Annotated in this window: 27 protein-coding genes; 17 read left to right on the top strand and 10 right to left on the bottom strand. The window is 62.4% G+C overall.

What is annotated here, in order from left to right:
* Positions 1-15: 15 nt before the first annotated feature.
* The 3 genes from VGD10_RS04410 to VGD10_RS04400 are packed head-to-tail and all read left to right on the top strand — an operon-like array spanning position 16 to position 2,449.
* Positions 16-918: a C13 family peptidase gene (locus VGD10_RS04410; protein WP_331039589.1), complete on the top strand. Its 903-nt coding sequence runs from the start codon at positions 16-18 to the stop codon at positions 916-918.
* Positions 915-1,988, top strand: a complete 1,074-nt coding sequence (gene folP / locus VGD10_RS04405) for a dihydropteroate synthase (RefSeq protein WP_331039588.1) — start codon at positions 915-917, stop codon at positions 1,986-1,988. The genes VGD10_RS04410 and folP overlap by 4 nt, the downstream gene beginning before the upstream one ends.
* A gap of 23 nt (positions 1,989-2,011) precedes the next feature.
* Entirely contained in the window at positions 2,012-2,449 is a 438-nt protein-coding gene (locus VGD10_RS04400; RefSeq protein ID WP_331039587.1) for a nuclear transport factor 2 family protein, read from the top strand.
* On the opposite strand, the gene wrbA is transcribed toward VGD10_RS04400, so the two are convergent.
* The gene (gene wrbA, locus VGD10_RS04395; RefSeq protein WP_331039586.1) at positions 2,450-3,103 is read right to left on the bottom strand and encodes an NAD(P)H:quinone oxidoreductase; all 654 of its coding nucleotides are present in this window, start codon (positions 3,101-3,103) and stop codon (positions 2,450-2,452) included.
* 111 nt (positions 3,104-3,214) lie between these two features.
* On the opposite strand from wrbA, the gene VGD10_RS04390 reads away from it, so the two are divergent.
* The gene (locus VGD10_RS04390; protein WP_331039585.1) at positions 3,215-3,679 is read left to right on the top strand and encodes a CHRD domain-containing protein; all 465 of its coding nucleotides are present in this window, start codon (positions 3,215-3,217) and stop codon (positions 3,677-3,679) included.
* 5 nt (positions 3,680-3,684) lie between these two features.
* Here VGD10_RS04390 and VGD10_RS04385 read toward each other — a convergent pair whose 3' ends face one another.
* Entirely contained in the window at positions 3,685-4,329 is a 645-nt protein-coding gene (locus VGD10_RS04385) for a hypothetical protein (protein WP_331039584.1), read from the bottom strand.
* 37 nt (positions 4,330-4,366) lie between these two features.
* Positions 4,367-5,764, bottom strand: a complete 1,398-nt coding sequence (locus VGD10_RS04380) for a sigma-54 dependent transcriptional regulator (RefSeq protein WP_331039583.1) — start codon at positions 5,762-5,764, stop codon at positions 4,367-4,369.
* A gap of 128 nt (positions 5,765-5,892) precedes the next feature.
* Here VGD10_RS04380 and VGD10_RS04375 point away from each other — a divergent pair, with 128 nt between their 5' ends.
* The 10 genes from VGD10_RS04375 to VGD10_RS04330 all read left to right on the top strand — a co-directional run bounded on the left by VGD10_RS04375 (position 5,893) and on the right by VGD10_RS04330 (position 15,067).
* A complete protein-coding gene (locus VGD10_RS04375; protein WP_331039582.1) occupies positions 5,893-6,030 on the top strand; it encodes an aa3-type cytochrome c oxidase subunit IV in 138 nt (45 codons plus the stop codon).
* A gap of 19 nt (positions 6,031-6,049) precedes the next feature.
* Positions 6,050-7,168, top strand: a complete 1,119-nt coding sequence (locus tag VGD10_RS04370) for an NAD(P) transhydrogenase subunit alpha (RefSeq protein WP_331039581.1) — start codon at positions 6,050-6,052, stop codon at positions 7,166-7,168.
* Positions 7,168-7,452 carry an NAD(P) transhydrogenase subunit alpha gene (locus VGD10_RS04365; protein WP_331039580.1) on the top strand — a complete coding sequence of 95 codons (285 nt, stop codon included), beginning with the start codon at positions 7,168-7,170 and terminating at the stop codon, positions 7,450-7,452. The genes VGD10_RS04370 and VGD10_RS04365 overlap by 1 nt, the downstream gene beginning before the upstream one ends.
* Complete coding sequence (locus VGD10_RS04360; protein ID WP_331039579.1) at positions 7,452-9,023, top strand: NAD(P)(+) transhydrogenase (Re/Si-specific) subunit beta; 1,572 nt, start codon at positions 7,452-7,454, stop codon at positions 9,021-9,023. Before VGD10_RS04365 ends, VGD10_RS04360 begins: the two co-directional genes overlap by 1 nt.
* 65 nt (positions 9,024-9,088) lie before the next feature.
* Entirely contained in the window at positions 9,089-9,823 is a 735-nt protein-coding gene (locus VGD10_RS04355; RefSeq protein WP_331039578.1) for an aspartate/glutamate racemase family protein, read from the top strand.
* Between the two features lie 333 nt (positions 9,824-10,156).
* A complete protein-coding gene (locus tag VGD10_RS04350) occupies positions 10,157-10,891 on the top strand; it encodes a winged helix DNA-binding protein (protein ID WP_331039577.1) in 735 nt (244 codons plus the stop codon).
* A gap of 641 nt (positions 10,892-11,532) precedes the next feature.
* A complete protein-coding gene (locus VGD10_RS04345) occupies positions 11,533-12,246 on the top strand; it encodes a DUF4253 domain-containing protein (RefSeq protein ID WP_331039576.1) in 714 nt (237 codons plus the stop codon).
* A 484-nt stretch (positions 12,247-12,730) separates the two neighbouring features.
* On the top strand, positions 12,731-13,750 hold the full coding sequence (locus VGD10_RS04340; protein WP_331039575.1) for a PhzF family phenazine biosynthesis protein: 1,020 nt from the start codon (positions 12,731-12,733) through the stop codon (positions 13,748-13,750).
* A gap of 198 nt (positions 13,751-13,948) precedes the next feature.
* Positions 13,949-14,410, top strand: a complete 462-nt coding sequence (locus VGD10_RS04335; RefSeq protein ID WP_331039574.1) for a rhodanese-like domain-containing protein — start codon at positions 13,949-13,951, stop codon at positions 14,408-14,410.
* Positions 14,411-14,518: 108 nt separating this feature from the next.
* Positions 14,519-15,067: a methylated-DNA--[protein]-cysteine S-methyltransferase gene (locus VGD10_RS04330; RefSeq protein ID WP_331039573.1), complete on the top strand. Its 549-nt coding sequence runs from the start codon at positions 14,519-14,521 to the stop codon at positions 15,065-15,067.
* 78 nt (positions 15,068-15,145) lie between these two features.
* Here the strand turns inward: VGD10_RS04330 and ftrA are convergent, their stop codons facing one another.
* The 7 genes from ftrA to VGD10_RS04295 all read right to left on the bottom strand — a co-directional run bounded on the left by ftrA (position 15,146) and on the right by VGD10_RS04295 (position 20,881).
* Entirely contained in the window at positions 15,146-16,306 is a 1,161-nt protein-coding gene (ftrA, locus tag VGD10_RS04325; RefSeq protein ID WP_331039572.1) for a transcriptional regulator FtrA, read from the bottom strand.
* Positions 16,307-16,461: 155 nt separating this feature from the next.
* Entirely contained in the window at positions 16,462-16,758 is a 297-nt protein-coding gene (locus tag VGD10_RS04320; protein ID WP_331039571.1) for a hypothetical protein, read from the bottom strand.
* Between the two features lie 443 nt (positions 16,759-17,201).
* Positions 17,202-18,206, bottom strand: coding sequence for a 2-hydroxyacid dehydrogenase (locus VGD10_RS04315; RefSeq protein WP_331039570.1), 1,005 nt, complete (start codon positions 18,204-18,206; stop codon positions 17,202-17,204).
* An 18-nt stretch (positions 18,207-18,224) separates the two neighbouring features.
* Positions 18,225-18,926: an HIRAN domain-containing protein gene (locus tag VGD10_RS04310; RefSeq protein WP_331039569.1), complete on the bottom strand. Its 702-nt coding sequence runs from the start codon at positions 18,924-18,926 to the stop codon at positions 18,225-18,227.
* Between the two features lie 112 nt (positions 18,927-19,038).
* The gene (locus tag VGD10_RS04305; RefSeq protein WP_331039568.1) at positions 19,039-19,683 is read right to left on the bottom strand and encodes a hypothetical protein; all 645 of its coding nucleotides are present in this window, start codon (positions 19,681-19,683) and stop codon (positions 19,039-19,041) included.
* 18 nt (positions 19,684-19,701) lie between these two features.
* Positions 19,702-20,262, bottom strand: coding sequence for a GNAT family N-acetyltransferase (locus tag VGD10_RS04300; RefSeq protein WP_331039567.1), 561 nt, complete (start codon positions 20,260-20,262; stop codon positions 19,702-19,704).
* A gap of 13 nt (positions 20,263-20,275) precedes the next feature.
* Positions 20,276-20,881, bottom strand: coding sequence for a CC0125/CC1285 family lipoprotein (locus VGD10_RS04295; protein ID WP_331039566.1), 606 nt, complete (start codon positions 20,879-20,881; stop codon positions 20,276-20,278).
* Between the two features lie 167 nt (positions 20,882-21,048).
* On the opposite strand from VGD10_RS04295, the gene VGD10_RS04290 reads away from it, so the two are divergent.
* From VGD10_RS04290 to VGD10_RS04280, 3 genes are all read left to right on the top strand, one after another.
* Positions 21,049-21,192, top strand: a complete 144-nt coding sequence (locus VGD10_RS04290; RefSeq protein WP_331039565.1) for a hypothetical protein — start codon at positions 21,049-21,051, stop codon at positions 21,190-21,192.
* A gap of 86 nt (positions 21,193-21,278) precedes the next feature.
* Positions 21,279-22,127 carry a universal stress protein gene (locus tag VGD10_RS04285; RefSeq protein ID WP_331039564.1) on the top strand — a complete coding sequence of 283 codons (849 nt, stop codon included), beginning with the start codon at positions 21,279-21,281 and terminating at the stop codon, positions 22,125-22,127.
* The coding region (locus VGD10_RS04280; protein ID WP_331039563.1) for an MBL fold metallo-hydrolase at positions 22,124-22,803 on the top strand (680 nt) is incomplete at its 3' end. The genes VGD10_RS04285 and VGD10_RS04280, both read left to right, overlap by 4 nt.

Genomic DNA, 22,803 nt, shown 5'->3' with positions numbered 1-22,803 from the left:
CGGCTGCGCTGGGCGTTGGCCGCTTTTTTCTGCCTTCTCGGCGGCTCCGTCACCAGCCAGGTCATTGCTCCCGTGGGGCCCGGTCCCAACGTCAATCGCAACACCGCCTGGGTTGCGTTCAATCGTTCGCCGCAGCAGCTCCTCACCGATCATCGCCGCCTGGATGCCGCGCTCGATGCGCTGAAACCGCAGCGCCCGGGAACCGTCGATGCCTATGTGGTGGTCGCCGGCCTCAACAGCGATCCGGTCTTCGGCCGCGAGGCGCGGGAGGCGGGGCGGGTCCTCTCCCGCCGCTTTGACGCCGCGGGACGCACCCTCGTTCTCGCGATGGGCGGCGAAGAGCCCGCCGGATCGCCGCACAGCCTTTCGCTGGCGCTCGCCCGCGTCGCGGAGCTTGCCGACCGGAACGAGGATGTGCTCGTCCTCTACACGACCAGCCACGGCGCGCCCGGCACCGGCCTTGAATATCTCGATGCGCAGCGCGGCATGGGCAACATTCCGCCGCTCCGGCTTCGCGGCATGGTGGAAGGCATGCCGAACCGCCTCGTCATCATCTCCGCCTGCTATTCGGGCATCTTCGTGCCGGTGCTGGCGTCAGACAGCAGCGTGATCGTCACCGCCGCCGCCGCCGACCGCGCCTCGTTCGGCTGCGATCCCGGCAACGACTGGACCTATTTCGGCGACGCCCTCATCAACCGCGCCCTCCGCAAGCCCCAGCCCTTGGCCGAAGCCTTCGAGGAAGCGCACGCCCTCGTTACAGGATGGGAAGGCGCCGGCATCCTCGGTGGCAATTCAAACCCGCAGCTCAGCGTCGGTGCCAACGCCGCCCGCTGGCTCGCCCCGCTGGAAGCACGAATGCCGAAGACAGCCACTGCTCCTGTAGGCCGGTCGCCAGCCGCTGGAGCAACGCGGCGTTGAAAATCTACCTTCGTCCCACAGCCTTCATTGATGCGCCATTCGGGCATGACGGGAAAGTTGCCCGCCTCACAGGTGGGCTCAACTTTTTCTCAGCGATCGAGGCTCTGCGTGAAGAAGGCGGGCGGATCGTCTCCGAATTGATCTCAGTCGAGGCGATCGAAGACGAACTGGACCGGCTTGGTGAGGGCGCGCGGCGGACTTGGGCGAACATAACGGCGCCGCGTGCGCCGCTGGCGCTCGGGGAGCGCACGATCAGGCTCGACCAGCCGCAGGTTATGGGCATCCTGAATACGACGCCCGACAGCTTCTCCGACGGCGGCAGGTACGAGGATGCGGGCGCGGCGGCGGATGCCGGCCATGCGATGAGCGCGGCTGGCGCGGCGATCATTGATGTGGGCGGCGAATCCACCCGGCCGGGCGCGAAGCCCGTCTGGGAAGGCGACGAGGTGAAGCGCGTGCTGCCGCCGATCGAGCGGCTCGCGGCCGCTGGCACTGCCGTGTCGATCGACACCCGCAAGGCGGAGGTGATGGAGGCGGCGCTCCGTGCGGGCGCGACCCTCGTCAACGACGTGTCGGCGCTCACCTTCGATCCTCGTTCGGCGGAGGTGGTGGCGAGGGCCGGCGGCCCGGTCGTTCTGATGCACCATAAGGGCAGTCCCGAAACGATGCAGAAGGCGCCGCATTATGACCGACCGGTGCTGCTCGAAGTCTATGACTGGCTGGAAGAGCGGATCGAAGCCGCGGTCGCTGCGGGCATCGATCGAGCGAAGATCATCGTCGATCCCGGCATCGGCTTCGGCAAGAGCGTCCACCACAATCTGCAGCTTCTGAACGGCCTCGCGCTCTTCCACGGCCTCGGCTGCCCGGTCATGCTGGGCGCAAGCCGCAAGCGGATGATCGGCGCGCTCTCAGGCGAAGCGCCGACGGACCAGCGGCTCGGCGGCTCCGTCGCGCTGGCGCTAAAGGGCGCGGAGCAGGGCGCGCAGATCCTCCGCGTCCACGACGTGCCCGAAACCATCCAGGCCATCCGCGTCTGGCGCGGCCTCCGCGACGCTGCGCTGACGCCATGAGAATATTCAAGAAGGGAGACGACATGAAGATTTCTATCAACATGCTTGCCGCGCTTGCCGCCATCAGCGTCGCTGCACCGCTTAGGGCACAGGCGCCTGAAGAAGCTGGCGTCCGCGCCGCGCTCGACCATTATTTCAAGGGGCATGAGACGGGAGACGCTAACCACTTCCGCAAAGCCTTTCATCCCGACGCGAAGCTGTTTTCCGTCGCTGACGGCAAGCTCGCGCAGCTGACGAGTGAGGAATATGCCGCCCGCGCCAGCGGCAAGCCGGCTCCCGACGAGGCTCAGCGAAAGCGCAGTGTCGACAGCATCGACATCACGGGCGATGCGGCTGTCGCCAAGGTGGTGCTGGATTATCCGAGTGTGAAGTTCGTTGACTATATGTCGCTGCACAAGATCGACGGCGAATGGCGGATTACCAACAAGTCGTTCCAGCGGCTCCCGCCCACGCCGCGCTGATCAGGCATCGCGCAGCATCAGGCCCTCGAGCTCCTCGTCGCCGCCGCCGGCCTTGGACGGGAAGAGGCGGTTCGCGATCTCCGCGACGTGCCGTCCCTGGAAACGGGCGCCTTCCAGCTCGTTCTCGCTTGGCTGGCGGGAGCCGTCGCCGCCAGCGATAGTGGTGACGCCGTAGGGCGAACCCCCGGTCACTTCGTCGAGCCGCATCTGGCCTTGGAAGCTGTAAGGCAAGCCGACGCAGAGCATGCCGAAATGCATCAAGTTGGTGTGGATCGCCATCAGGGTCGTTTCCTGCCCGCCATGCTGGGTGGCGGTGGAGGTGAAGGCGGAGCCGACCTTGCCGTTAAGCGCGCCGCGGGCCCAGAGGCCGCCCGTCTGATCCAGGAAGTTCGCCATCTGACTCGCCATTCGGCCGTAGCGCGTGCCGACGCCGATGATGATCGCGTCGTAATTCTCGAGGTCCTCGACCCGCGCCACGGGCGCTACCTGATCGATCTTGTAGCCCGATGAGCGCGCCACCTCTTCCGGCACCAGCTCCGGCACGCGCTTGATGTCGACACTGGCGCCCGCCTCCCTAGCGCCTTCGGCGACCGCCTTCGCCATCCGCTCGATATGGCCGTAGGAAGAATAATAAAGAACCAGGATCCTGCTCATGTGAAGCTCCTCTCGGCCGTCCAACGCACTCGAACAGGCCGGGCTGCGGCGCTGCGAAGCTTTCAGGACAAAAGGCTTCCATTTCGCGGCGGACGCAGACATGGAATTCGAATGATGAGAATGGCTTTGGTGGCTTTTGGTACGGCGGCGCTGCTCGGCGGTTGCGCTCTGCTCGGCGACGTTATCTTCGACCGTTACGGCACCTTCCTGACCGGCGGTTCGATCGCGCATGGCCAGAAGGGCCATCGCTACGGCAGCGGCCATGCAAGCGCCTGGATAGAAAGGCCCCCTTACCGTTTCTGCTACAGCCTCAGCGTCGCCAAGGTCGACGGAGTCACGGCGGCGCATCTGCACCGGGGCCCCGCCACATCGGTGGGTATGGAGGTGCTGACGTTGCGGCCCCCGGTGGACGGCAGAAGCGACGGCTGTTTGAGCCCCGGCCGCGCAATACTGCGCCAGATCAAGGCCAGGCCGGAAAGCTTCTATATCGACATTCACAGCGCCGAGTTTCCGGAAGGCGCGATCCGCGGACAGTTGCAGCGCAACTCACCGGACGTTCGGGCGCCGATCCGCTAGGTCTTTCAGGGCTCCTGCTTCAGCCTCAGGTCGCTAAGCACCGTGCCGATCGCCGCTTCGTCGGGATTGCCGGCGGTGCGGAACTGGCGGACGATGAGGGCCGTGCCGCTTCCGGCTGGGAGCAGGATATATTCGGCGCCTTCGCCCTCGGCCCCGATCTCCCAGCTGACGCCCTCCACCCCGGCAAGGCTTATGCTCTTCCGCCCGTCTGCGGGGATGCGCCCGCTGATCTCGGCAAAGGGGGCGGGCAGCGAAGCGAAGGCGAGCCCCGCTTCCTGGTCGGCGTTGCAGCGGCTGGCCTCGCCCGAGCCGCCATAGATGCATTCCGCCTTGCCGATCAGTTCGGCCCTTTCGCGCGCGATCAGCTTCACGCCCTGCGCCTTGGCCTTCCAGTCGGGCGGGAGCGGCAGCGTGACGCGCTCCGGCGCCAGCAGCGCGGCATCATAGGGCACCTGCATCGGCCCCACCGTCACCGAGGTCGGCCGGTTCGCCGCCGCCGTGCTAGCATTCTCCGCTGCAGGTTCTCCAGCCTCCGCCGCGACCGCGGCATTGCCGGACATGGCTTCGCTCATGATCTCGGTCGTGTTCTGCGGCGCACGGCTATCGCAGGCGACGAGCGGAAGCAGGAGCAGGAGGAGACGCTTACCCATGTTACGGTAAAGCGCCGCGGCAGCTGCCGGTTCCGAGTCAGGCGGCGTCGCTGATGCCGAGTTCCGCGAGCTTCCGGTAGAGCGTCGAGCGGCCGATGCCGAGCCGCCGCGCCACTTCCGTCATGCGTCCGTGATAATGGCCGATAGCGAGCCGGATCACGTCCGCCTCGATATCCTCCAGCGGCCGGAGATTGCCATCCGGAAGGTAGAGCGTGACGCCGGAGCCGTTGCTGCCTGGCAAAGGCCTTGCGCCCTCCACCGCCCGCGCATGATAATCGTCCGAACGCTTGCCGTGCGCGATCTCGAGCGCGATCTGCGGGAAATCCTCGGCGGTAAGCGCATGGCCCTGGCAATGAAGCGCCGCGCGGAAGAGCGCGGTCTGAAGCTCCCGCACATTGCCGCTCCAGCCGAACTGGGTAAGGAGCGCCACCGCGCCCTCCGTGATGCCCAGGTGCGGCAGGCCCGGCTGCTCGGCGAAACGGCCGAGGAAGTGGCGGGCAAGCGCGGGAATGTCGGCGCGGCGTTCGCGAAGCGGCGGAAGCGCGATGCTGACCAGCGCAAGCCGGCTTAGGAGATCCTCGCGGAAATGTCCGGCCGCAGCCTGTTCCGAAAGCCGCGCGCCCGCGGCGGCGAGGATGCGCACGTCCACCGCCTTGAAACCGCGGCCGCCGAGACGCGCGGCCTCGCCGGTTTCGATCACGTGCAGAAGCTTCGCCTGAAGCTCGGCCGAAAGTAGCTCGATATTGTCGATGAAAAGCGTGCCGCCGTCCGCTTCCTCGAACTTGCCCACCGAGCGGTCGAACGCCCCTGGAAAGGCGCCGGGCTCGTAGCCGAACAAGGCGGCCTCGAGATGGGCGGGGGAAAGCGTGCCGCAGTCGAGAGAGACGATCGGCCTCAGCGCGCGCGGGCCGGAGCTGTGGATGGCGCGGGCCAAGGTTTCCTTGCCCGTGCCCCTTTCGCCCTCGATCAGCACGGGAACGCGCGACCGCGCCGCCTTGGCGGCAATTGCGAGCGCGGCGCGAAAGGCGGGTGTCGATCCGATGATTTCGTCGAGCGCCAGCGGCTTCACGATCTTCTCGGCAAGCGGCCGAAGCTCGCCGCTCCGGCGGCGGCGGTCGCCTGCCGCCTGCAGCGCGGCGATCAGCCGGTCGGCGGTAAGCGGCAGCGCGAGGAAATCGCTGGCGCCGGCGCGGATGGCGTCCACCGACGCGGTGGCGGGACCGCAGACCAGGATCGGCAGCGCCGGACTTCGCGCTCGTGCCGCACGGACAAGCCGGGCCTGCTCCTCGTCCCAGAGGCCGATCAGCAACGCGGCCGGCTCTTCGGCGTCCCTCTGCGCGCGCCAGCCCGCGCGCGATGCGGCGGCAGATGCGACACGGTGCTGTGCCGCATCGAGGGCGACGAGGGACAGGGTGCGAAGGGAATCCGGCTCCATGGAAAACAGGGAGTAGCCAAAGCGGGTAAATAGCCGCTTAAGGAGCGCCTCATTTTGGGGCCTTCCGAAGCCGCAATTCGGTTGATAAGGATGCGCCTGACTTGGAAAGAACATCGTAGAGGATGCCAATGGCCCGCGAAGGCGAAGTGACGAACGACCAGAAGGCGCACGTAAGGAGCTATTCCACCTTCGTGGGTCTGATGAAGTGGGGAACGATCCTGAGCTTCATCGCGGCGGCCATCGTCGTCCTCATCATCGCCTCCTGATCGAAACGGGGGCCGCGGGATGAAAATAGCGGTCCTCAAGGAAGCGGCGGAAGGCGAGCGCAGGGTCGCCGCCACGCCGGAAACCATAAAGAAATATATCACGCTCGGCGCCTCCGTCGCCGTCGAGGCGGGGGCGGGGTTGTCCGCGTCCATCACCGATGCCGATTACGAAGCGGCCGGCGCGTCCGTTGGTTCGCGCGAGGCGGTGCTTGAGGGTGCCGGTGCGGTGCTTGGTGTGCAGGGGCCGGACCCCGCAAGCCTTCAAGGTCTGACGCCGGGCGCGCTCCTCGCTGCTGCTCTCAATCCGTTCGGCCAGCGGGAGCGGGTGGGCGCCTATGCCGCCTTGGGTGTCGAGGCGCTGGCGATGGAATTCATGCCGCGCATCACCCGCGCCCAATCCATGGACGTGCTTTCGTCGCAGTCGAATCTGGCCGGCTACAAGGCGGTGCTGGACGCGGCGGCGGAATATGGCCGCGCCTTTCCGATGATGATGACGGCGGCGGGCACCATCCCTGCAGCGCGCATCTTCGTCATGGGCGTCGGCGTCGCCGGCCTCCAGGCGATCGCGACCGCGCGGCGGCTGGGCGCGATCGTCTCGGCGACCGACGTGCGGCCGGAGACGCGCGAGCAGATCGAAAGCCTCGGCGCGAAGGCAGTGTTCGCGGAGGGACTCGAGGCGAGCGGCACCGGCGGCTATGCGGCGGAGCTTTCGGACGAGCAGAAGGCGCGCCAGGCGGAGCTCGTCTCCAGCCATATCGCCAAGCAGGACATCGTCATCACCACCGCCCTTATCCCCGGCCGCCCCGCCCCGCGCCTCGTCTCCGACGCGCAGCTCGCCACGATGCGGCCCGGAAGCGTCATCGTAGACCTGGCGGTGGAGCAGGGCGGCAATGTCGAGGGCGCGGTGCTTGGCGCGGTGACGGAGCGGCACGGCGTCCGCATCGTCGGCCACCGCAACGTGCCCAGCCGCCTCGCTGCCGACGCCTCCGCCCTCTACGCCCGCAACCTCTACAATTTCCTCAGCGCCTTCTGGGACACCGAGGCGAAGCGGGTAGTGCTGCCGGACGATGATGAGATCGTAAAGGGTGTGCGCCTCACCCAAGGCGGCAAGGTCGTGAACGAAAGGCTGCTGACGTAATGGACTTCATCACCATCCTTTCGATCTTCGTGCTCGCCTGTTTCGTCGGCTATTACGTGGTCTGGTCGGTGACGCCGGCGCTGCACACGCCCTTGATGGCGGTGACGAACGCCATTTCCTCGGTGATCATCGTCGGCGCGCTGATCGCAGCCGCGGCTGCGGGCGTGCCGGGCGCCAAGTGGCTGGGGCTGATCGCGGTGGTGCTTGCCAGCATCAACATCTTCGGCGGCTTCGCCGTCACGGAGCGGATGCTGGCCATGTACAAGAAGAAGGAGCGGCGCTGATGGGCTGGGTTCAGGCTCCGTCCGCCCCGCCACTACATCCTCCTCCGCCCATCCCTGCGGCAGGCGAGACGCTTAGCCATGTGGCGCAGCCGTCCTGGGTGCTGCTCGCCTATCTGATCGCCGGAATCTGCTTCATTCTTGCGCTTCGCGGGCTTTCCAGCCCCGAAAGCAGCCGTCGCGGCAACCGCTTCGGTATGGCGGGCATGGCGATCGCGGTCTTCACGACGCTCGTCACTCACATCCCGACGGTGCCGCCGACCTTCCACGATCAATATTATCAAGCCTGGGATCTTCCGACCTTGGGCGAGATCCTCGGCGCGATAGGTCTAGGTGCCGTCATCGGTCTTGTCACCGCGCGGCGGATTGCGATGACGGCGATGCCGCAGCTTGTTGCCGCCTTCCACAGCTTGGTGGGCCTTGCCGCTGTCCTGGTGGGCGCCGCCGCCTTTTTGAACCCGGAAGCCTTCGGCATCACGCAATTAAGCTGGTGTCAGGGCATCGGAGACTGCCCGAGTGACCCCGGCAGACCCTCGATCAACCCGGTCAGCCGGGTCGAGATGGGCCTCGGCGTCGCCATCGGCGCGATCACCTTTTCAGGCTCGGTCATCGCGTTCCTGAAATTGAACGGCAACATGTCGGGAAAGCCGATCCTGCTGCCGCTCCGGCACGTCATCAACCTTGGCGTGCTGGCGCTGATCCTCGGCCTGATTGGCTATTTCACGATGGATCAGAGCGCTTGGGTCTTCTGGACGATCACCGCGCTTTCCTTCCTGATCGGCTTCCTCCTCATCATCCCGATCGGCGGCGCGGACATGCCGGTCGTGGTGTCGATGCTGAACAGCTATTCCGGCTGGGCGGCCGCGGCCATGGGCTTCACGCTCGGCAACACGGCCATGATCATCACCGGTGCGCTGGTCGGAAGCTCGGGCGCGATCCTCTCCTACATCATGTGCCGCGCGATGAACCGCAGCTTCATCAGCGTCATCGCGGGCGGCTTCGGCGGCGATGCGGTTGCGGGCGGCGGCGGACCTGCCATCGACCGGCCGTACAAGCGCGGCTCCGCTGAGGATGCTGCTTTCCTGATGAAGCAGGCCGAACAGGTCATCATCGTCCCCGGCTACGGTATGGCGGTGGCGCAGGCGCAGCATGCGCTTCGCGAGATGGCCGACCTCCTCAAGGCGGAAGGCGTCAGCGTCAAATATGCGATCCACCCGGTCGCGGGTCGCATGCCGGGGCATATGAACGTGCTGCTCGCGGAAGCCAACGTCCCCTATGACGAGGTGTTCGAGCTTGAGGACATCAACTCCGAATTCGCCCGCACGGACGTCGCCTTCGTGATCGGCGCCAACGATGTCACCAATCCAGCCGCAAAAACGGACAAGTCGTCGCCTATTTATGGAATGCCTGTGCTCGACGTGGAAAAGGCGAAGACGGTGCTGTTCATCAAACGCTCGATGGGCGGCGCCGGCTATGCGGGGGTCGAGAACGAACTGTTCTTCCGCGACAACACGATGATGCTCCTCGCCGACGCCAAAAAGATGGTTGAGGAGATCGTCAAGTCGCTCGGATAATCCGGGGTTAAGCTGCCCCTCGCCACAGCCGCTTTTTCCGAGCGCGTTTTGACTGGGGTGCAGGGGTGCGTAAACTGGGTTTGATTGGCGGGATGAGCTGGGTCTCGACCGCCATGTATTATGAAGCCATCAACAAGGGTGTTGCCAAGCGGGAAGGGGGGCTTTCCTCCGCGCCGCTGCTCATCGAAAGCGTCGATTTCGCGCCCGTCGAACGCATGCAGTCAGCGGGCGACTGGGACGGCCTTGCCGAGCTGATGATCGCGTCGGCAAAGCGCCTCGAAGGCGCGGGCGCCGAAGGGCTCGTTATTTGCACCAATACGATGCACAAGGTGTATCCGCAGGTCGCGCAGGCGGTCGGCATCCCGATCCTCCACATCGGCGACGTGACCGCGGAGAAGCTGGCGTCCGACGGCGTCGCCCGGGCGGCCCTGCTCGGAACGCGTTTCACCATGACGGAAAGCTTCTATCGCGATCGGATCGAGGCGCACGGGATCGCCGTGAACACGCCCGACGCGGGAATGGTTCGGGAGATCGACCGCATCATCTTCGAGGAACTGGCGCGCGGCACCGTCTCTCGCGTGTCGCAGCGGACGCTGAAGACCTGCATCACCAACATGGCCCAGGCGCGGAACCAGGCGGTGATCCTCGGCTGCACCGAACTTCGGATGATCGTGGATCCGGGCGCTAATGTGCTTCCGGTCTACGACACCACCGCGCTTCACGCCCGGGCCGCGGTCGACTGGATCCTCGACGAAGAACCGGCCGCGCCGGTGCGGGAGCTGGCTGACGCTGTTTCCTAGCAGTTCAGCCAGGTCGCCTCCAAAATACTGTTCAAAATGGATGAAAAAGGGCGAGGGGCTATGGCCTCCCGCGCGACGGCGGCGCATGTTCGCCACATAAGCCATTGGGAGCGGGTGGTAATTGCTCGCCCCACTGGCTAGCATCGGGGCGGGGGGTGCCGGATGTCTGAGGACGGGCTTCAATCGGTCGAATATGACGGCACACCGTCGGTGCTTCTATTCGCCGACAGTGAAGCCGCTTTGGCGCGGCTTGAAGATGCTGCCTTGCGCACGGGTTGCCGTGTCAGTGGCTCGGCTATGTTTCCGGACGCACTTCCGCGTTTAAGGCAACAGGTGAGTACTCAGGCAGTCTTGCTGTCGGTGGAGCAAGATCATGAAGATTTCGGGCAGCTGATTGCTGAGATTGGTAACGGCGCGGCGATCAACCGCTTCGGCGCCGTCATCAGCACTCCGCCGCATTTGATCGATCGAGTGTTTGCGCGAGCGCCTAGCCCCAATGTAATCCAGCTTTGCGAACCGAATGAAGCCGAACTCCTGGCGGCAACTGCCACTGCGGCATCGAGAAAGCTTCTGCGTCTTCGTGATGGTGGTCGCGGAACAGCACGGCTGCAGCAGCTAAGCGAAGAAGTCGGCCGCATCGCAACTATCCTCGCCCGAATTTCGGAAGAGGAAGAGGCGAAGACACCGACCCTTCCCCTTGTCAATCATGAACCCGCCCAGGATCTTACCGCCTCCGCCGTCCGCGCCATGATCCGCGCCCGACGCCTTCGCGATCAATATTTTCCAAGCGACCTCTTCGCTGACCCCGCCTGGGACATGCTCCTCGACCTCATGGCCGCGCGCCTTGATGGACAGCGCGTTGCCGTCTCAAGCCTCTGCATCGCCGCCGCCGTCCCCGCGACCACTGCACTCCGCTGGATCAAGACTCTGACCGACTACGGCCTCTTCGTCCGAGCCGCCGATCCCCATGACGGCCGCCGCGTCTTCATCGAACTCAGCGACCAGGCAGCCGCTCACCTCACCGCTTACCTCAAGGCCGTCCAGCGCCTCTCGCCGTTCGCGATCTGACGCTGAAGGCTTGCCCTATGCGAGCCGAAGTGGCAGTGCGCTGCCTCCGCATCGCGCGGGCGCTTAGCTCAGTTGGTAGAGCATCTCGTTTACACTGACAGACTCTGCACCCCCGATGTCGGCAGATTGCCGTCCTTCTGAGGGGTAGGGCAGGCGTCACTCCGGGAATAGTTCGGGACACCACTTCATCAAACGTCTTCGATCGTCCGCTGTTGGCCGGAGGCGGTCGGGGAAGCGAGCTAAACGGCGGACATTGTTTGCGATGTGCCCGCCGGCTACTAATCATCGGGTCTCCACCACCTTTACCCGGGGTTGCCGCGCGGAACGACATAATCTCAACAGCGGCGCCATCGCGCAAGCGCCCGTTAGCGAGCAAAGATGTCACTGAGGGCACAGCCATCGTGGCAATCGGTGCGGATTCAAAAGGAATGTGCGAACCTGATCCGAAGCTTGCAATTCGGGCCCGCCAGGCTGACCCTTAAGGCCACTTGTCTTGCAGCCGCCGACGTGCAGCAGCAAACATCGTCGTAACTTAGAGGAGGAATATGCTTACGAGGCGCGCGTTCAACGCCGGCGCAGTGCTTTTTAGTACTCGGCTGGTGGGTTGTTCTCCAGTTTCCGGAGCGGCGTCCGAGCCCGCTTTGAAGGACCTCCCGTTCAGGCAGTTCTCCACTACGGGCGCCCGAGCATTAGCCGAATGGGAGCGGCTTCGGGCGGCCGGCGGAGGGTGGCCGATCATCGTCGGAGGAGAGCATGAGGCCAAGGCGCTGGCCGCAAACTTCGAGGCAGGTCGGCCGACGTCTGTCGAGGACATCCTGCAGCGCGCAGAGAACCTCAATCACCGGCAGGCCCTTGCTGAGGAGGTGGCGCGGTCTGACGCGGCCTATCGAAAGTGGGCCGCGGACAATAATGAAGGCGTCGAAGAGGAGCCGGATCCCGAGCTTGGCGAATGGCCGGAAGAACCAATTTTCACCTCAGGCCCCATCCTCGCCCGCGATATCGTCACGATGGAGCCTCTCGAGCTAGTGCCTCTTCTTCTCGTTCCGGCGCAACAAGGCTGGCAGGTGCCGGCGCACGTGAAGTTCGGAGACTTCAACGCCTGCCCTCCGCCCCATGTTCATGTCGCGGCGCTGCGCGCTTGGCAGGAGCGTTATGGAGCAGAGCTAGTGAGCCTGGGCGGAGCCACGATGGAGCTACGCGTGAAGAAAAGGCCGAAGACCCGCGAAGAGGCGGTGGAGCTCGCCTGGGAGCAGTATCGCTACTGCCCCGATATTGTGACTCAGGGTGTCGGCGATATCTATCCGCTTGCAGCCGTCCTGATGGCGAGCGACTGGTGGTATTTCTGGTGGGACTGAGAGTGGTAGCTGCCGTCGCGTGAAGTTCGCCGAGTATAGCGAGATGCGCCTTCTGTAAGTGCGCCCACCAAAGGCAGACATTCAGCTCTCAGGCTCAAGCGACGTGGCTTCTAATGACCGCTTCTGGCGATAGCGGAATGGCAGGAGCTGGCCGGTAGCAGGCGGTCGGCTTGTGGCGTTAATCTGGTGAAAGTGGACGTTTGCTGGCTCGGCCGGGGAATGTCTGCTTTCGTCTAAGTGAGGGACCTTGCTCCATCCCCCAGCGATTGAGGTTTACAACAGTCCTTTCGGCGATGCCCGATAATCGTAGCGTTTTGGTTGTCGGCTGGTGCGGCTTAGGCGCGAATCCTGTGCGACTTTCCCTCGGACTTTAGGCAGCACTCCTCCATTTGAGCTTCGCTTATGGTGGGGCGTGTAAGGCCGCTCCTTTTTGAAAGTGCCTGGGAGGTTTCGCGCTTCGCACTCGGCTTCCAGCGAGGCGGCGGTGACGCCGATAGGCCACTTTTGGCAGAATACCATTCGTCGCTGGCAGCCACGCCTCTCGCCCGCTCCCAAGATCGCCTTCACCACGGTAACGATGGCACGAGTTCAGTCGCGTCTTTCGTTGGAGGCCACTGTGCGTACTTATTCTTTTGTTACTGTAGACGTCTTCACCGACAGCCGCTTCGGCGGAAACCCGTTGGCGGTATTCACCAATGCCGCGGGCATGTCCGACGAGGAGATGCAAGTGTTGGCTCGTGAGCTAAAACTAAGCGAGACAACTTTTGTTTTGCCTCCCGAGAATGGTGATCACACCGCCCGGGTCAGGATCTTCAATCCCGTGGCGGAAATGGCATTCGCAGGGCACCCTAACGTTGGAACCGCACTCGTTCTAGCGGCGATGACTGACACGCAAGCAACTAGAATGATCTTCGAAGAGAAAGCGGGTTTGGTGGAGATTGAATTTCAGCACGGTCCAGACGGCCAAGCTTTATCCGCCACGGTTGAAGCTCCCGTGCCCCTAACCTTGAGCCTCGAGATCTCACCCGATCTGATCGCAAAATGTATAGATCTCAACCCCGCACAGATAGAGACGACAACACATCTTCCCGTCGTTGCCAGCGTTGGCCATCCCTTCGTCCTCGCTGAGGTTACACCTGAAGCGCTATCTGTCGCGGCCCCCGACGTCGCAGCCTTGAGGACGGCCGTCGCTGAACGTCCCGAACTGGAAGATCAACTCTCCATCCATCTTTATGCGCGTGAAGGTGCGGGAATGCGGGCCCGTCTTTTTGCACCTTTGGCAGGCACGTGGGAGGATCCTGCAACCGGCAGCGCTAACGCAGCCCTCGCAGCGTATTTATTGTCGTTAACTGACGAGGACCGAATTACCTTTGAGGTGAGTCAAGGGGTCGAAATGGGTCGACCTAGCCTACTGCAAGTTGCAGCCTGGCGTGCTTCTGATGGTTTTCGCGCATCTGTTAGCGGGCGGTGCGTCAAGGTTTTGGAGGGCGTCGCTCATCTTTGAGAGATAGAGGCCATATCGCGTTTGTCATGATTGGGCATGCGCCTTGCTCCCATTCATGGACGTGATTGAGTCTATCACAGATATGCACGCTCCTTAACAAGACATCTTTGGCAATATTTTCGTTCAATTTGGCGATCATGCCACTGCCGGTTTGGGAGGCTGAACTCTATTCCTCAAGTCCTCAGAATGGAGGAAAAGATGACGAGCCACGTTTCTGAATACAAAGCAGCGCCTTCGGATAAGGCTTTAGCCCACTTCCAAGGCCGCCTCAGTTTCGAAGCAGATTGCTGGGACGTATATGATAGTGGAAAGAACGGAACTCGTGATTACGTAATACTCGATGTGCGTGGCCCCAATGCCTACGCGAAGGGGCACGTACCCGGAGCAATCAATCTTCCCCACCGCGAAATATCGAGCGAAACTCTCGCTGAATTCGCTCCTGACACTCTTTTCGTTGTTTACTGCGCTGGGCCCCACTGCAACGGAGCCAACAAGGCCGCGATAGCTCTCGCGAAACTTGGGCGCCCCGTCAAAGAGATGATCGGAGGCGTTACCGGGTGGTTGGATGAAGGTCTGGTTCTTGAGGCCAGAGCAGGCGAGACCGGCGTCCGCGGTTTTTGTAAGCACGAAGCGCCGCCGGCCATCGCGGCCGCAGAATAAAGGTTCATAGCAGGCAACCCGGCAACGGATTGGATCGTCACATCTCGATCAATCCGTTGTCGGTCTTTTCGATTAGCGTCCCCTGGTGACCGGAGCTGAAAGTTTCGAATGCCGAATCTTCTGCGCACATTCCCCGTCGGGAACTTAGAGTTTGGCCGCTTGTCATCGCCTATTGGGGAGGTTCTGGTTTCCTGGGACGGCGATGGTGCCCTTAGATCTCTGGACTTCGGCGACTACGAAGAAAGAATGTTTCGACTGATGCGGCGAATGTACGGCGGCGTCGACGTGCATGAAGCTCATGTTCCTAACACCTTGCGAGAAGTCGTTTGCTCTTACTTCTCCGGAAACTACGAAGCTTTTCAGAACCTGCCGTTGGCCGCGTACGGATCACCTTTTCAGCATCTTGTGTGGAACACCCTTTCGCACATCCCAGCGGGGGCCACCATCTCCTATCGGGAGGTGGCTCGTAGGATTGCTCGGCCGGCTGCCTGCCGGGCCGTAGGTCTGGCAAACGGCGCAAATCCCATAGCTATCGCAATTCCGTGCCACCGGGTCATTGGTTCCAATCGGTCCCTAACCGGTTATGGGGGCGGCATTAGCCGAAAAGCCTGGTTACTCCGTCACGAACGGGCAGCTTATGTGGACAAGATCCCGTAAACTTTCGCGACGCGGCTGCACGTGCGGTGGAGCAACCACCTTTGAAAGAGCAGCGTCTCAAAATAGCATGGGGCAATGCTAACCTCGGCGCATTGCCGCCGTCGAAGCCCGGTGTAGGGCGCCACGAAAGTTTGGCCCATCAAGTACTGAACTGTCTGCGCCGCTTACATGTGTTACCGCCGTATTTTGCTCCAGATGACGTCTGCCTAAGCCTGCGCTGTTGACGATCGACTTTGGCGCCGCAACCTTTAGCTTTGAATCTCGTGCGCGTCGTTCGACCTTTGGCTGGTTTCCCGAATATGTCCGCCTGTATTCGGCGGGGCTCCTGCCGACAATACGACGGAAGTGGTGGCGAAGAGTTTCGGTCGCTCCAAAACCCGCTTTATAAGCGACATGGTCGACAGGCATGTCGGTTTCCTCGAGAAGCTCTTTGGCAACCGCTACACGCTCATGCGTCAGCCATTCGTATGGAGACATCCCCACCACATCGCGGAACTTCCTAAAAAATGAACGAGGGCTCATTGCAGCTTTGGCCGCAAGATCAGCGAGCCGATGTTCCTCGGTAGCATGGCTTCTCAAGAACTCTAAAACTTGTGACAGTCTCGAATCTTTGACCTCAATGATTGGTCTCGACAAAAATTGCGCCTGTCCTCCGTCTCGATGCGGCGGAATCACGAGACGGCGGGCAACGATATTGCAAATACGGGTTCCATAGTCGCACCGCACGAGGTGAAGCATCATATCCAAGCCCGCTGCGGAGCCGGCAGAGGTAACAATGTTCCCGTCATCGATATATAGAACGCTGGCGTCGACCTCGATTTCCGGATATCGCTCCGATAGCTCTTTTGCATATTGCCAATGAGTGGTCGCACGTCTTCCGGCTAGCAAGCCTGCCGCTGCTAGAACGAACGCGCCCGAGCAGATCGAGGCAATTCTGGCCCCTCGCGTATGAGCCTGCCGCAGCGCCTCGACAAGATTATCGGGAATGGACTCGCGATCATGTCGCCAGCCCGGAAGAATTATCGTGTCAGCACGATCCAAAACCTCCAACCCGTGCGGAACGTCGACCTTGATCCCTCCTGCAGCAACAAGAGGTCCTCTCTCGGCACTACACACTTGGAAGTCGTAAAGATCCGAACCTAACTCGGGTCTGGAGAGGCCGAAAACTTCTGTTACACAGCCAAACTCGAAGCTGCATAGGCCATCATAAGCAACAGCGGAGACGAGATGTTTAGCCATGGCATTTTGTTACCGCATCTTGGCGCTACTGTCAGTGGCATTTCAGACGAGTATCGGTAATATTCCGCCATTATCTACTCAGAGCTATGAGTCAGAGGGCTGCAAGACAATGACCAGCAGCCCGAATTATCGCCGACTGGGGACGTCGCTGATGCTCATCGGGGCGATTGGCTTCCGTCTCGCGCGGCGCGCAGGGCCTCCAACCCGTTGATACCGAAATACAGCTCCGTCTCCCCGGCCAGCTCTTCTTTTGGGAAGTTCAGCAGGCGCGCTGCTGCCATCCGGAGGCCGCCCCCGATGGCCGCTCGAAGGCTCATCGCCAACTCGATCCGCTCCTTCAGATGCGGCGCCGGCCACTCCGGCGCATCGCCAAAATGCAGCATTGCCGAAAGCTCTTCGGGGGACGGGTAGCCGCCAATCGCCGCGCGATAGCTCTCGAATTCCTGCTTCACTGCCGCGACCTCGCTGCAGATGGCCCAAGGTTTGCCGGCGCCCCGGCTCACATTCATGAGGCTGGCGGCCAACCTTCGCAGGGTCGTCCGTAGACGACTCTTGGCCTCTCGCGCGCGCTGGACGGGGGACGGTTCTGGCGTGGTTCGATCCGCAAGGGGGTGAGAAGGGCGCATGATCGCAGTGTCTTCTAATTAAAAGCTTTGGGGATACTGGTCGGATTTCTGCCCACTCTCCTTGGGAAGAAGGGTGCCGGAGCGCTCTTGATTGCGAGCGGGTGCGAACGACGTCGTCCCGACGTCCGCCGCGGCAGGAACGCGGCCTCTTGCAGCTTGCGGTGATGAGGCGACGACCAAGGCGCACCGTGAGACCGTGCCAAACTGCCCCTCCATGCGTCAGGCGCCGATAGCTGGCTCAAGCGCGCCATCAGTAGTATTGCGTAGTCTCAGTAGGTGAACACTACGGAGTGCAGAGGCCTGCCCTGGTCTTCAAAAGCAGTAAGGTTAGCTATTGTGGTTTCAGCGATTGCCGTAAGCGCCTCGGCGGTGAAGAAGCCTTGGTGGCCGGTTATCAGCACGTTCGGGAATGTGAGGAGGCGTGCGAAGACATCGTCTCCAATTGCCCGTCCGGACATGTCTTCGAAGAAGAGACCCTCTTCCTCCTCATAGACGTCGAGGCCGACCTGGCCGATCCTGCTCGATTTCAGGGCTGCTATCAGCGCGCGCGTATCCACCACACCCCCACGGCTCGTATTGATGAGCATTGCGCCTAGCTTCATCTTGCCGAGCGCATCGGCATCTATGAGATGTCTCGTCCCGGCAGTCAGGGGACAATGAAGGCTGACGATGTCAGAATTCTTCAGAAGCTCCTCGAGGGAGACATAGCGTCCGCCCAGCGCCTCCAATTCCGGGGAAGGAAACGGGTCGTAAGCAATGACCTCGCAGCCGAAGCCCAGCATAATCCGGGCAAAGGCAATGCCGATGCGGCCGGCGCCGACGATCCCGACAGTTCGGCCGCTGATGGTGAAGCCCAAGAGCCCGTCCAAGGTGAAATTGCCCTCTCGCACTCTTGCGTAGGCGCGATGGATCTTCCGGTTGAGCGAGAGGATCAAAGCCGCAGTATGTTCGGCCACGGCTTCGGGCGAATAAGCGGGAACGCGCGCTATCGCGATGCCGAGTTCGTCCGCTGCGCGGAAGTCGACATTGTTGAAGCCGGCGCTTCGGAGGGCGACGAGGCTTATGCCCCGGCTCCCGAGGGCGCTGAGCGCGGCGCGGTCAACATGATCGTTCACGAAGGCGCATACAGCTCCCGCCCCGTCGGCAAGCAGCGCGGTGTCGGCCGTGAGATGCGCATCGAAATAGATGAGTTCATGCCTCCCGCCGGCAGCCGCATTGGCCGCATCCAGGAAACGCCGATCGTGCGGCTTCGCGCTGAAAACGGCGACCTTCATGGATGTGGGAACGCCGCTCTAGCGGCGGAGGTCCTGAAGTTTGCCCAAGGCTCCCCGGAGCTTCCGGTCCTCCCATCTACGCCCGATCCATTGGCCCGGTCCGAAGGCAATAAGGGCGTGCAGCAGCAGTCCGAACAACCATCCAAGCATGGGCAAGAAAAGCTCGTGGTCGAGCTGGAATGCGTAGATGGCGAGTGCCGCAGCCGAGAAGACGAGGATATGAGCGGCGAGACCGCGCCCTGCTTCGATGCGCCGCACGGACCGGAGCGCCTTAGAGGTCACCTGTTCGCGTCTGCCGAGGGAGCCCGCCGTGCGGCTGCCAGTTTTCTGACGCCGCGCCCTTAGCTGTTCCTCATCGAGCGGGAGATGCGGATGCTCCGGCCGGCCGTCCCACGCGATCGATATGCGGGCACCGTAATTCGGATATCCGGCTATGCCGCCACGCACGCAGTGAAGTTTAGCGCGACAGGTGCGGCCGCCGTCCATGGCAGAGGCTATGGCCGGCGCATCGGTGCGATTGACGTAGCCGATGGGAACGCCTCTTGCCGATAGCACGAGTATGGCATTGGGATCGGCATGATTGTCGGGCTCCCGCTTCAACCTGACCGGCTCTCCCGGCTCGGCGATCAGCAGCTCTTCCTGACGATTGTGGCCATCGGGATTTTGCTGCGCCTCGCCTTCTAGGTCGAAGACCTTCTTGCGCGTTGGAAGTGCGTTCATTGCCATGGTCCTCTTCCCGTGACCTGCCGACGCCGGCCACTGCGGGTGGGCTGCCGAGAGGTAGGCCGGCGCGGCAAGTCCCGCAGATAATCGGCTGGTCGCGCTTGCGGGCCTATACGGATTGTTCCTTAGCCAGCTCCATGCCCGCTACTGGCGGAGGGGTTCGTTCATCACCTTTGCGGAGTGCTTCACGGAACTGGCCGAGGCGCTCCCGATAACCGTCGGCATCGCCATATTCGAGAAATTCGTAATAGCGCTGGTGCGGGTCCTGTACGCGGAGCGCATGTTTGATCGGGCACCAAAATTGCTCGGTGCGGCTGGCGATCTCCCGAACATAGGCGATGACCCCGTTGCCATAGCCGCAATAGGCGCAATTCAGCGCCTCTATCCAGTTCAGGTAGGACAGGCGGTGGCGGTCCAGGACGACGTAATCGGATCGCCTGACGCGTGGGATGCGATAAGCATGAAAGCAGATATGCTGATAGACTGTCGCCCATAGGTCGAGCAGAGCAAGCGGCACGATCATCGAATAGATGACCGGCGCCGTCAGCAGTGAGAACAAGTTCGACTGGACGAAAAACTGAGCAGCGCTTTGCTTCAGCCTCTTGTGGCGAAGCGTCACGCCCTGCTCGAACTCCGCGAGCCGGCCGCGGAAACGGAGCCCGAGCTCCTTTCGCCTCTCCTCGATCTCACGATCCAGCTCCTGCTGCAGGTCCACGATCTGCGCGGCGAGGTCGCGCATGCGATGCGTTGCCATATTTGCCCCCCTCAAGTGTCAGACAGAGCCGAGGCGCTTCTGCACCAGCACCAAAGTCGGATCGCCGGGATAGGAGGTGGCGGTGAAACCCATCTCGCGCTCCAGCTGGATCGCCTCGCGATTTTCCCTGCACTCGATCGATTCAAGGACTTTGATGCCCTTCGCTTCGGCATAGCGGGAGACATGTTCCAGGAGCCGCCAGCCAATGCCGCGCCTCTTGTAGTCGGTGCGGATCGAGATCGCGACTTCGGCTCTCTCCTTGGCCTCATCGGCGGCAAGCATGGCGGTCGCGATGAGGGTCTTTCCGTCTTCGGTGAACGCGAGGAAATCCTCGGTCCGATCGTGATCGACCTTCGTCATCCGCTCGAGGAAAGCATGCCCCACCTTCGGCAGCGGCGTCAGGAAGCGGAACCGAATGTCCTGCGGCGTCACATGGGTGAAGAAGTCGGCAAGCGCCTCCTCATCGTCCTGCGTGGCCGGTCTGACATGGAAGCGAAAGCCGGTGCGAGTCACCAGGTCGGCACTGAAGTCCGTAGCGTGGCTGGCGTCCGGGTTCGGCAATGTTTCTGTCGAGGTCATGACTTTCTCCACTTCAGCGCTTGGTTGGCTTTGGCCGCTCGATCGTCGGCTCGAGATCCTGCATGACCTTTCGCGCATCGAATGCCCGCTCCTCCCCCGTCGGGATGGTGCCTTTCTTCATCACGATCTCCGCGTTGGCTTCGAAATGTTCGACGGTCTCGATATCGATCCGGTCGCGCCAGAAAGGATCGCCATATTCGGGGTGCCAGATTTCCCAACCGAGGCCGCGCCTGTAATAGCTCCAATGCGGGCGCCACCAGCCGTAGTTCGGCCCGTAGTAAGGCCGATAAAAGGGACCGGGCCGCGCGTAAGTCTCGACGTCATGCTCGGTGTGGCGGTCGACGATCAGGAACCAGTCATAGCCGTTCTGGACCGTCAGTTCGGCGGCTCGATAGAGCATGTAACCTTCAACGCGGTCGCGCGAAGTGAGCGTGTTTCCATGAAAATTCACGCGGAACCGATCCTCCGCCAGCTGCACTTCGGAATAACCGCCCGATACGCGCTGCCCACGGACTTCCGGCTGGTAGGGCGTAGGCGTGGAGCAGCCGACAACTGAAATGGCGAGCGCTGCTGCGACTGCCAGGAGGCCGGCCCTGGCCCCGTTTTCCCGAAGTGACATGAATACCTCCATATCGACAGCCGATCGGCCGTGTCGGAGGCTTGGTAGCGGCAGAGCCTGAGCCGATCTTTAGGTGAAAGCCCGTAGTTCGAACTAAGGGACTCTGCTTATTCAGAGACCCCTCCGTCCGCCCTAATCTCGCTGAAAATCACGGGAGGCACGATGAAATGGCTGCTACGAGAAATCGGGAAGATCGGCGTGCCATCCTGGGTTGCGCGATCATGGCGGGGGTACTGGCGCTCCTCGGCTTCAACACGATCGGAACCCAGCCATCCGGGGTTACGGCGCACCAGCAGAGTGCCGTCCGCTGAGGTCCCGCCTGCCTCTAAGGGACATTCCGTATCTACCCTGAGGATTTCAGGGGGTAGCTCTCTTTCGAGCACGAGAGGAAGAGATGATGAAACGGATTCTTCTAGCCACCGACCTTAGCGAGCAATGCAAATTCGCGCACGAGCGGGCGGTCGCGCTTGCAACCAGCCAAGGCGCCGAGCTTCGTATCCTCCATGCTCACGCAGCAGATGCGTCGGAGACCGAGCTTATGGTCATCACGCGCATCATTGAAAATCGGACGCGGGATTGCTCGGCACGGCATGAACATTGTGAGCCGGACCTCACTATCCAGCTGAGCGAGGCCCCCAAGGAAGAGGCCATCAAGAACGAGATATTCGACTTCAACCCCGATGTGGTCATCCTTGGTTCGCACGGGGAGCCGAGGATGCGGGATGCGATCTTCGGCACCACCGCCACGCACCTGTTGCGGAGCACGCGCTGCCCGATCCTGGTCGTACAGAATCCGGTGGAAGGTGCGTATTCTAAAGCGCTTCTCGCTGTCGACGACGCGGGTTCAGCAAGGCGTCTTTACCCGTTCGCCGCAGAGATGGATGTCAAAGACGAGATTTATGCCGTCCATGCCTGTGAGCCGAGCCTGAGGGAACTTGTCGACGGAGACGATACGGAGGCCGAGGCGCTTGCGGAGCTGAAGCTGGCAATTTCCGAACTGGCGCGGGAGCAGCCGGAGTCCCCCCAACCGGAGTTGTTCGCCTACGCAAGCCAGGGCGATCCAATGGACGTTCTGCAGAAATGCTCGCGGGAGGTCAGCCCGGATCTTATCATCATGGGCTCGCATGGCCGCAGCGGCTTCGCCAGATACCTGCTCGGAAGCTATTCAGATGACATGCTGCTTTGGTGCCCGGCCGACCTGCTGGTGGTGCGCGTGGACGTGGAAGAAGCGGCAGCAGCGGCGTGAGCTTTCCTATACTGACGGTTCACGGCGCCGCGCAGACGGTCACCGGATCCTGCTATGAGCTCGCCTACGGCCGCCGCCGCGTCCTGATCGATTGCGGCCTGTTTCAGGGCTCGCGCAGCCTCGAAGCGCTAAACCGGGAGAAATTCGCTTTCGATCCGCGCGAGATCGATGCCGCGCTGCTAACGCATGCGCATCTCGATCATAGCGGACTTCTGCCGCGGGTGACTGCGGAAGGGTTCGCCGGCACGATCTGGTGTACGCCGGCGACGCTTGACCTGCTCGAGGTGATGCTGCCAGACGCTGCGCATATCCAGGAACAGGATACGGAGCGGCGCAACCGCCGTGCCGACCGCGCCGACGAGCCGCTCGCTATCCCTCTCTATACGATGGAGGATGTGGAGCGGACGCTGGAGCTGTGCCGCGCTATCCCCTTGGAGCAGCAGTTCGAGGTCGCGCCGGGTTTCCAGGCACGCTTCTGGAATGCAGGACACATATTGGGTTCGGCTTCCGTGGAGGTCTTCGCCGGCGGCGGGCGTATGCTCTTTTCGGGCGACCTCGGTCCCGACCAAAAGAGCTTCCACTTGGATCCGAACGGTCCGAGGAACATCGATCACCTCTTCTGCGAAAGCACCTATGGCGATCGCGACCGCGAAACGGTCACGATCGAGCAGCGCCG

Origin of the sequence: Allosphingosinicella sp. (genome assembly GCF_036402135.1) — a bacterium.
Classification (GTDB): domain Bacteria; phylum Pseudomonadota; class Alphaproteobacteria; order Sphingomonadales; family Sphingomonadaceae; genus Allosphingosinicella.
Note: the sequence above shows the minus strand (reverse complement) of the source record. Positions and strands in the feature narration are given on the sequence as shown.

What these genes read in the sequence shown, in the direction of transcription:
- VGD10_RS04400 (WP_331039587.1), top strand. Translation starts at nt 2,012, where the DNA reads ATGAAGATTTCTATCAACATGCTTGCCGCGCTTGCCGCCATCAGCGTC.
- wrbA (WP_331039586.1), bottom strand. Translation starts at nt 3,103, where the DNA reads ATGAGCAGGATCCTGGTTCTTTATTATTCTTCCTACGGCCATATCGAG.
- VGD10_RS04390 (WP_331039585.1), top strand. Translation starts at nt 3,215, where the DNA reads ATGATGAGAATGGCTTTGGTGGCTTTTGGTACGGCGGCGCTGCTCGGC.
- VGD10_RS04385 (WP_331039584.1), bottom strand. Translation starts at nt 4,329, where the DNA reads ATGGGTAAGCGTCTCCTCCTGCTCCTGCTTCCGCTCGTCGCCTGCGAT.
- VGD10_RS04380 (WP_331039583.1), bottom strand. Translation starts at nt 5,764, where the DNA reads ATGGAGCCGGATTCCCTTCGCACCCTGTCCCTCGTCGCCCTCGATGCG.
- VGD10_RS04375 (WP_331039582.1), top strand. Translation starts at nt 5,893, where the DNA reads ATGGCCCGCGAAGGCGAAGTGACGAACGACCAGAAGGCGCACGTAAGG.
- VGD10_RS04370 (WP_331039581.1), top strand. Translation starts at nt 6,050, where the DNA reads ATGAAAATAGCGGTCCTCAAGGAAGCGGCGGAAGGCGAGCGCAGGGTC.
- VGD10_RS04365 (WP_331039580.1), top strand. Translation starts at nt 7,168, where the DNA reads ATGGACTTCATCACCATCCTTTCGATCTTCGTGCTCGCCTGTTTCGTC.
- VGD10_RS04360 (WP_331039579.1), top strand. Translation starts at nt 7,452, where the DNA reads ATGGGCTGGGTTCAGGCTCCGTCCGCCCCGCCACTACATCCTCCTCCG.
- VGD10_RS04335 (WP_331039574.1), top strand. Translation starts at nt 13,949, where the DNA reads ATGACGAGCCACGTTTCTGAATACAAAGCAGCGCCTTCGGATAAGGCT.
- VGD10_RS04330 (WP_331039573.1), top strand. Translation starts at nt 14,519, where the DNA reads ATGCCGAATCTTCTGCGCACATTCCCCGTCGGGAACTTAGAGTTTGGC.
- ftrA (WP_331039572.1), bottom strand. Translation starts at nt 16,306, where the DNA reads ATGGCTAAACATCTCGTCTCCGCTGTTGCTTATGATGGCCTATGCAGC.
- VGD10_RS04315 (WP_331039570.1), bottom strand. Translation starts at nt 18,206, where the DNA reads ATGAAGGTCGCCGTTTTCAGCGCGAAGCCGCACGATCGGCGTTTCCTG.
- VGD10_RS04310 (WP_331039569.1), bottom strand. Translation starts at nt 18,926, where the DNA reads ATGAACGCACTTCCAACGCGCAAGAAGGTCTTCGACCTAGAAGGCGAG.
- VGD10_RS04305 (WP_331039568.1), bottom strand. Translation starts at nt 19,683, where the DNA reads ATGGCAACGCATCGCATGCGCGACCTCGCCGCGCAGATCGTGGACCTG.
- VGD10_RS04300 (WP_331039567.1), bottom strand. Translation starts at nt 20,262, where the DNA reads ATGACCTCGACAGAAACATTGCCGAACCCGGACGCCAGCCACGCTACG.
- VGD10_RS04295 (WP_331039566.1), bottom strand. Translation starts at nt 20,881, where the DNA reads ATGTCACTTCGGGAAAACGGGGCCAGGGCCGGCCTCCTGGCAGTCGCA.
- VGD10_RS04290 (WP_331039565.1), top strand. Translation starts at nt 21,049, where the DNA reads ATGGCTGCTACGAGAAATCGGGAAGATCGGCGTGCCATCCTGGGTTGC.
- VGD10_RS04285 (WP_331039564.1), top strand. Translation starts at nt 21,279, where the DNA reads ATGAAACGGATTCTTCTAGCCACCGACCTTAGCGAGCAATGCAAATTC.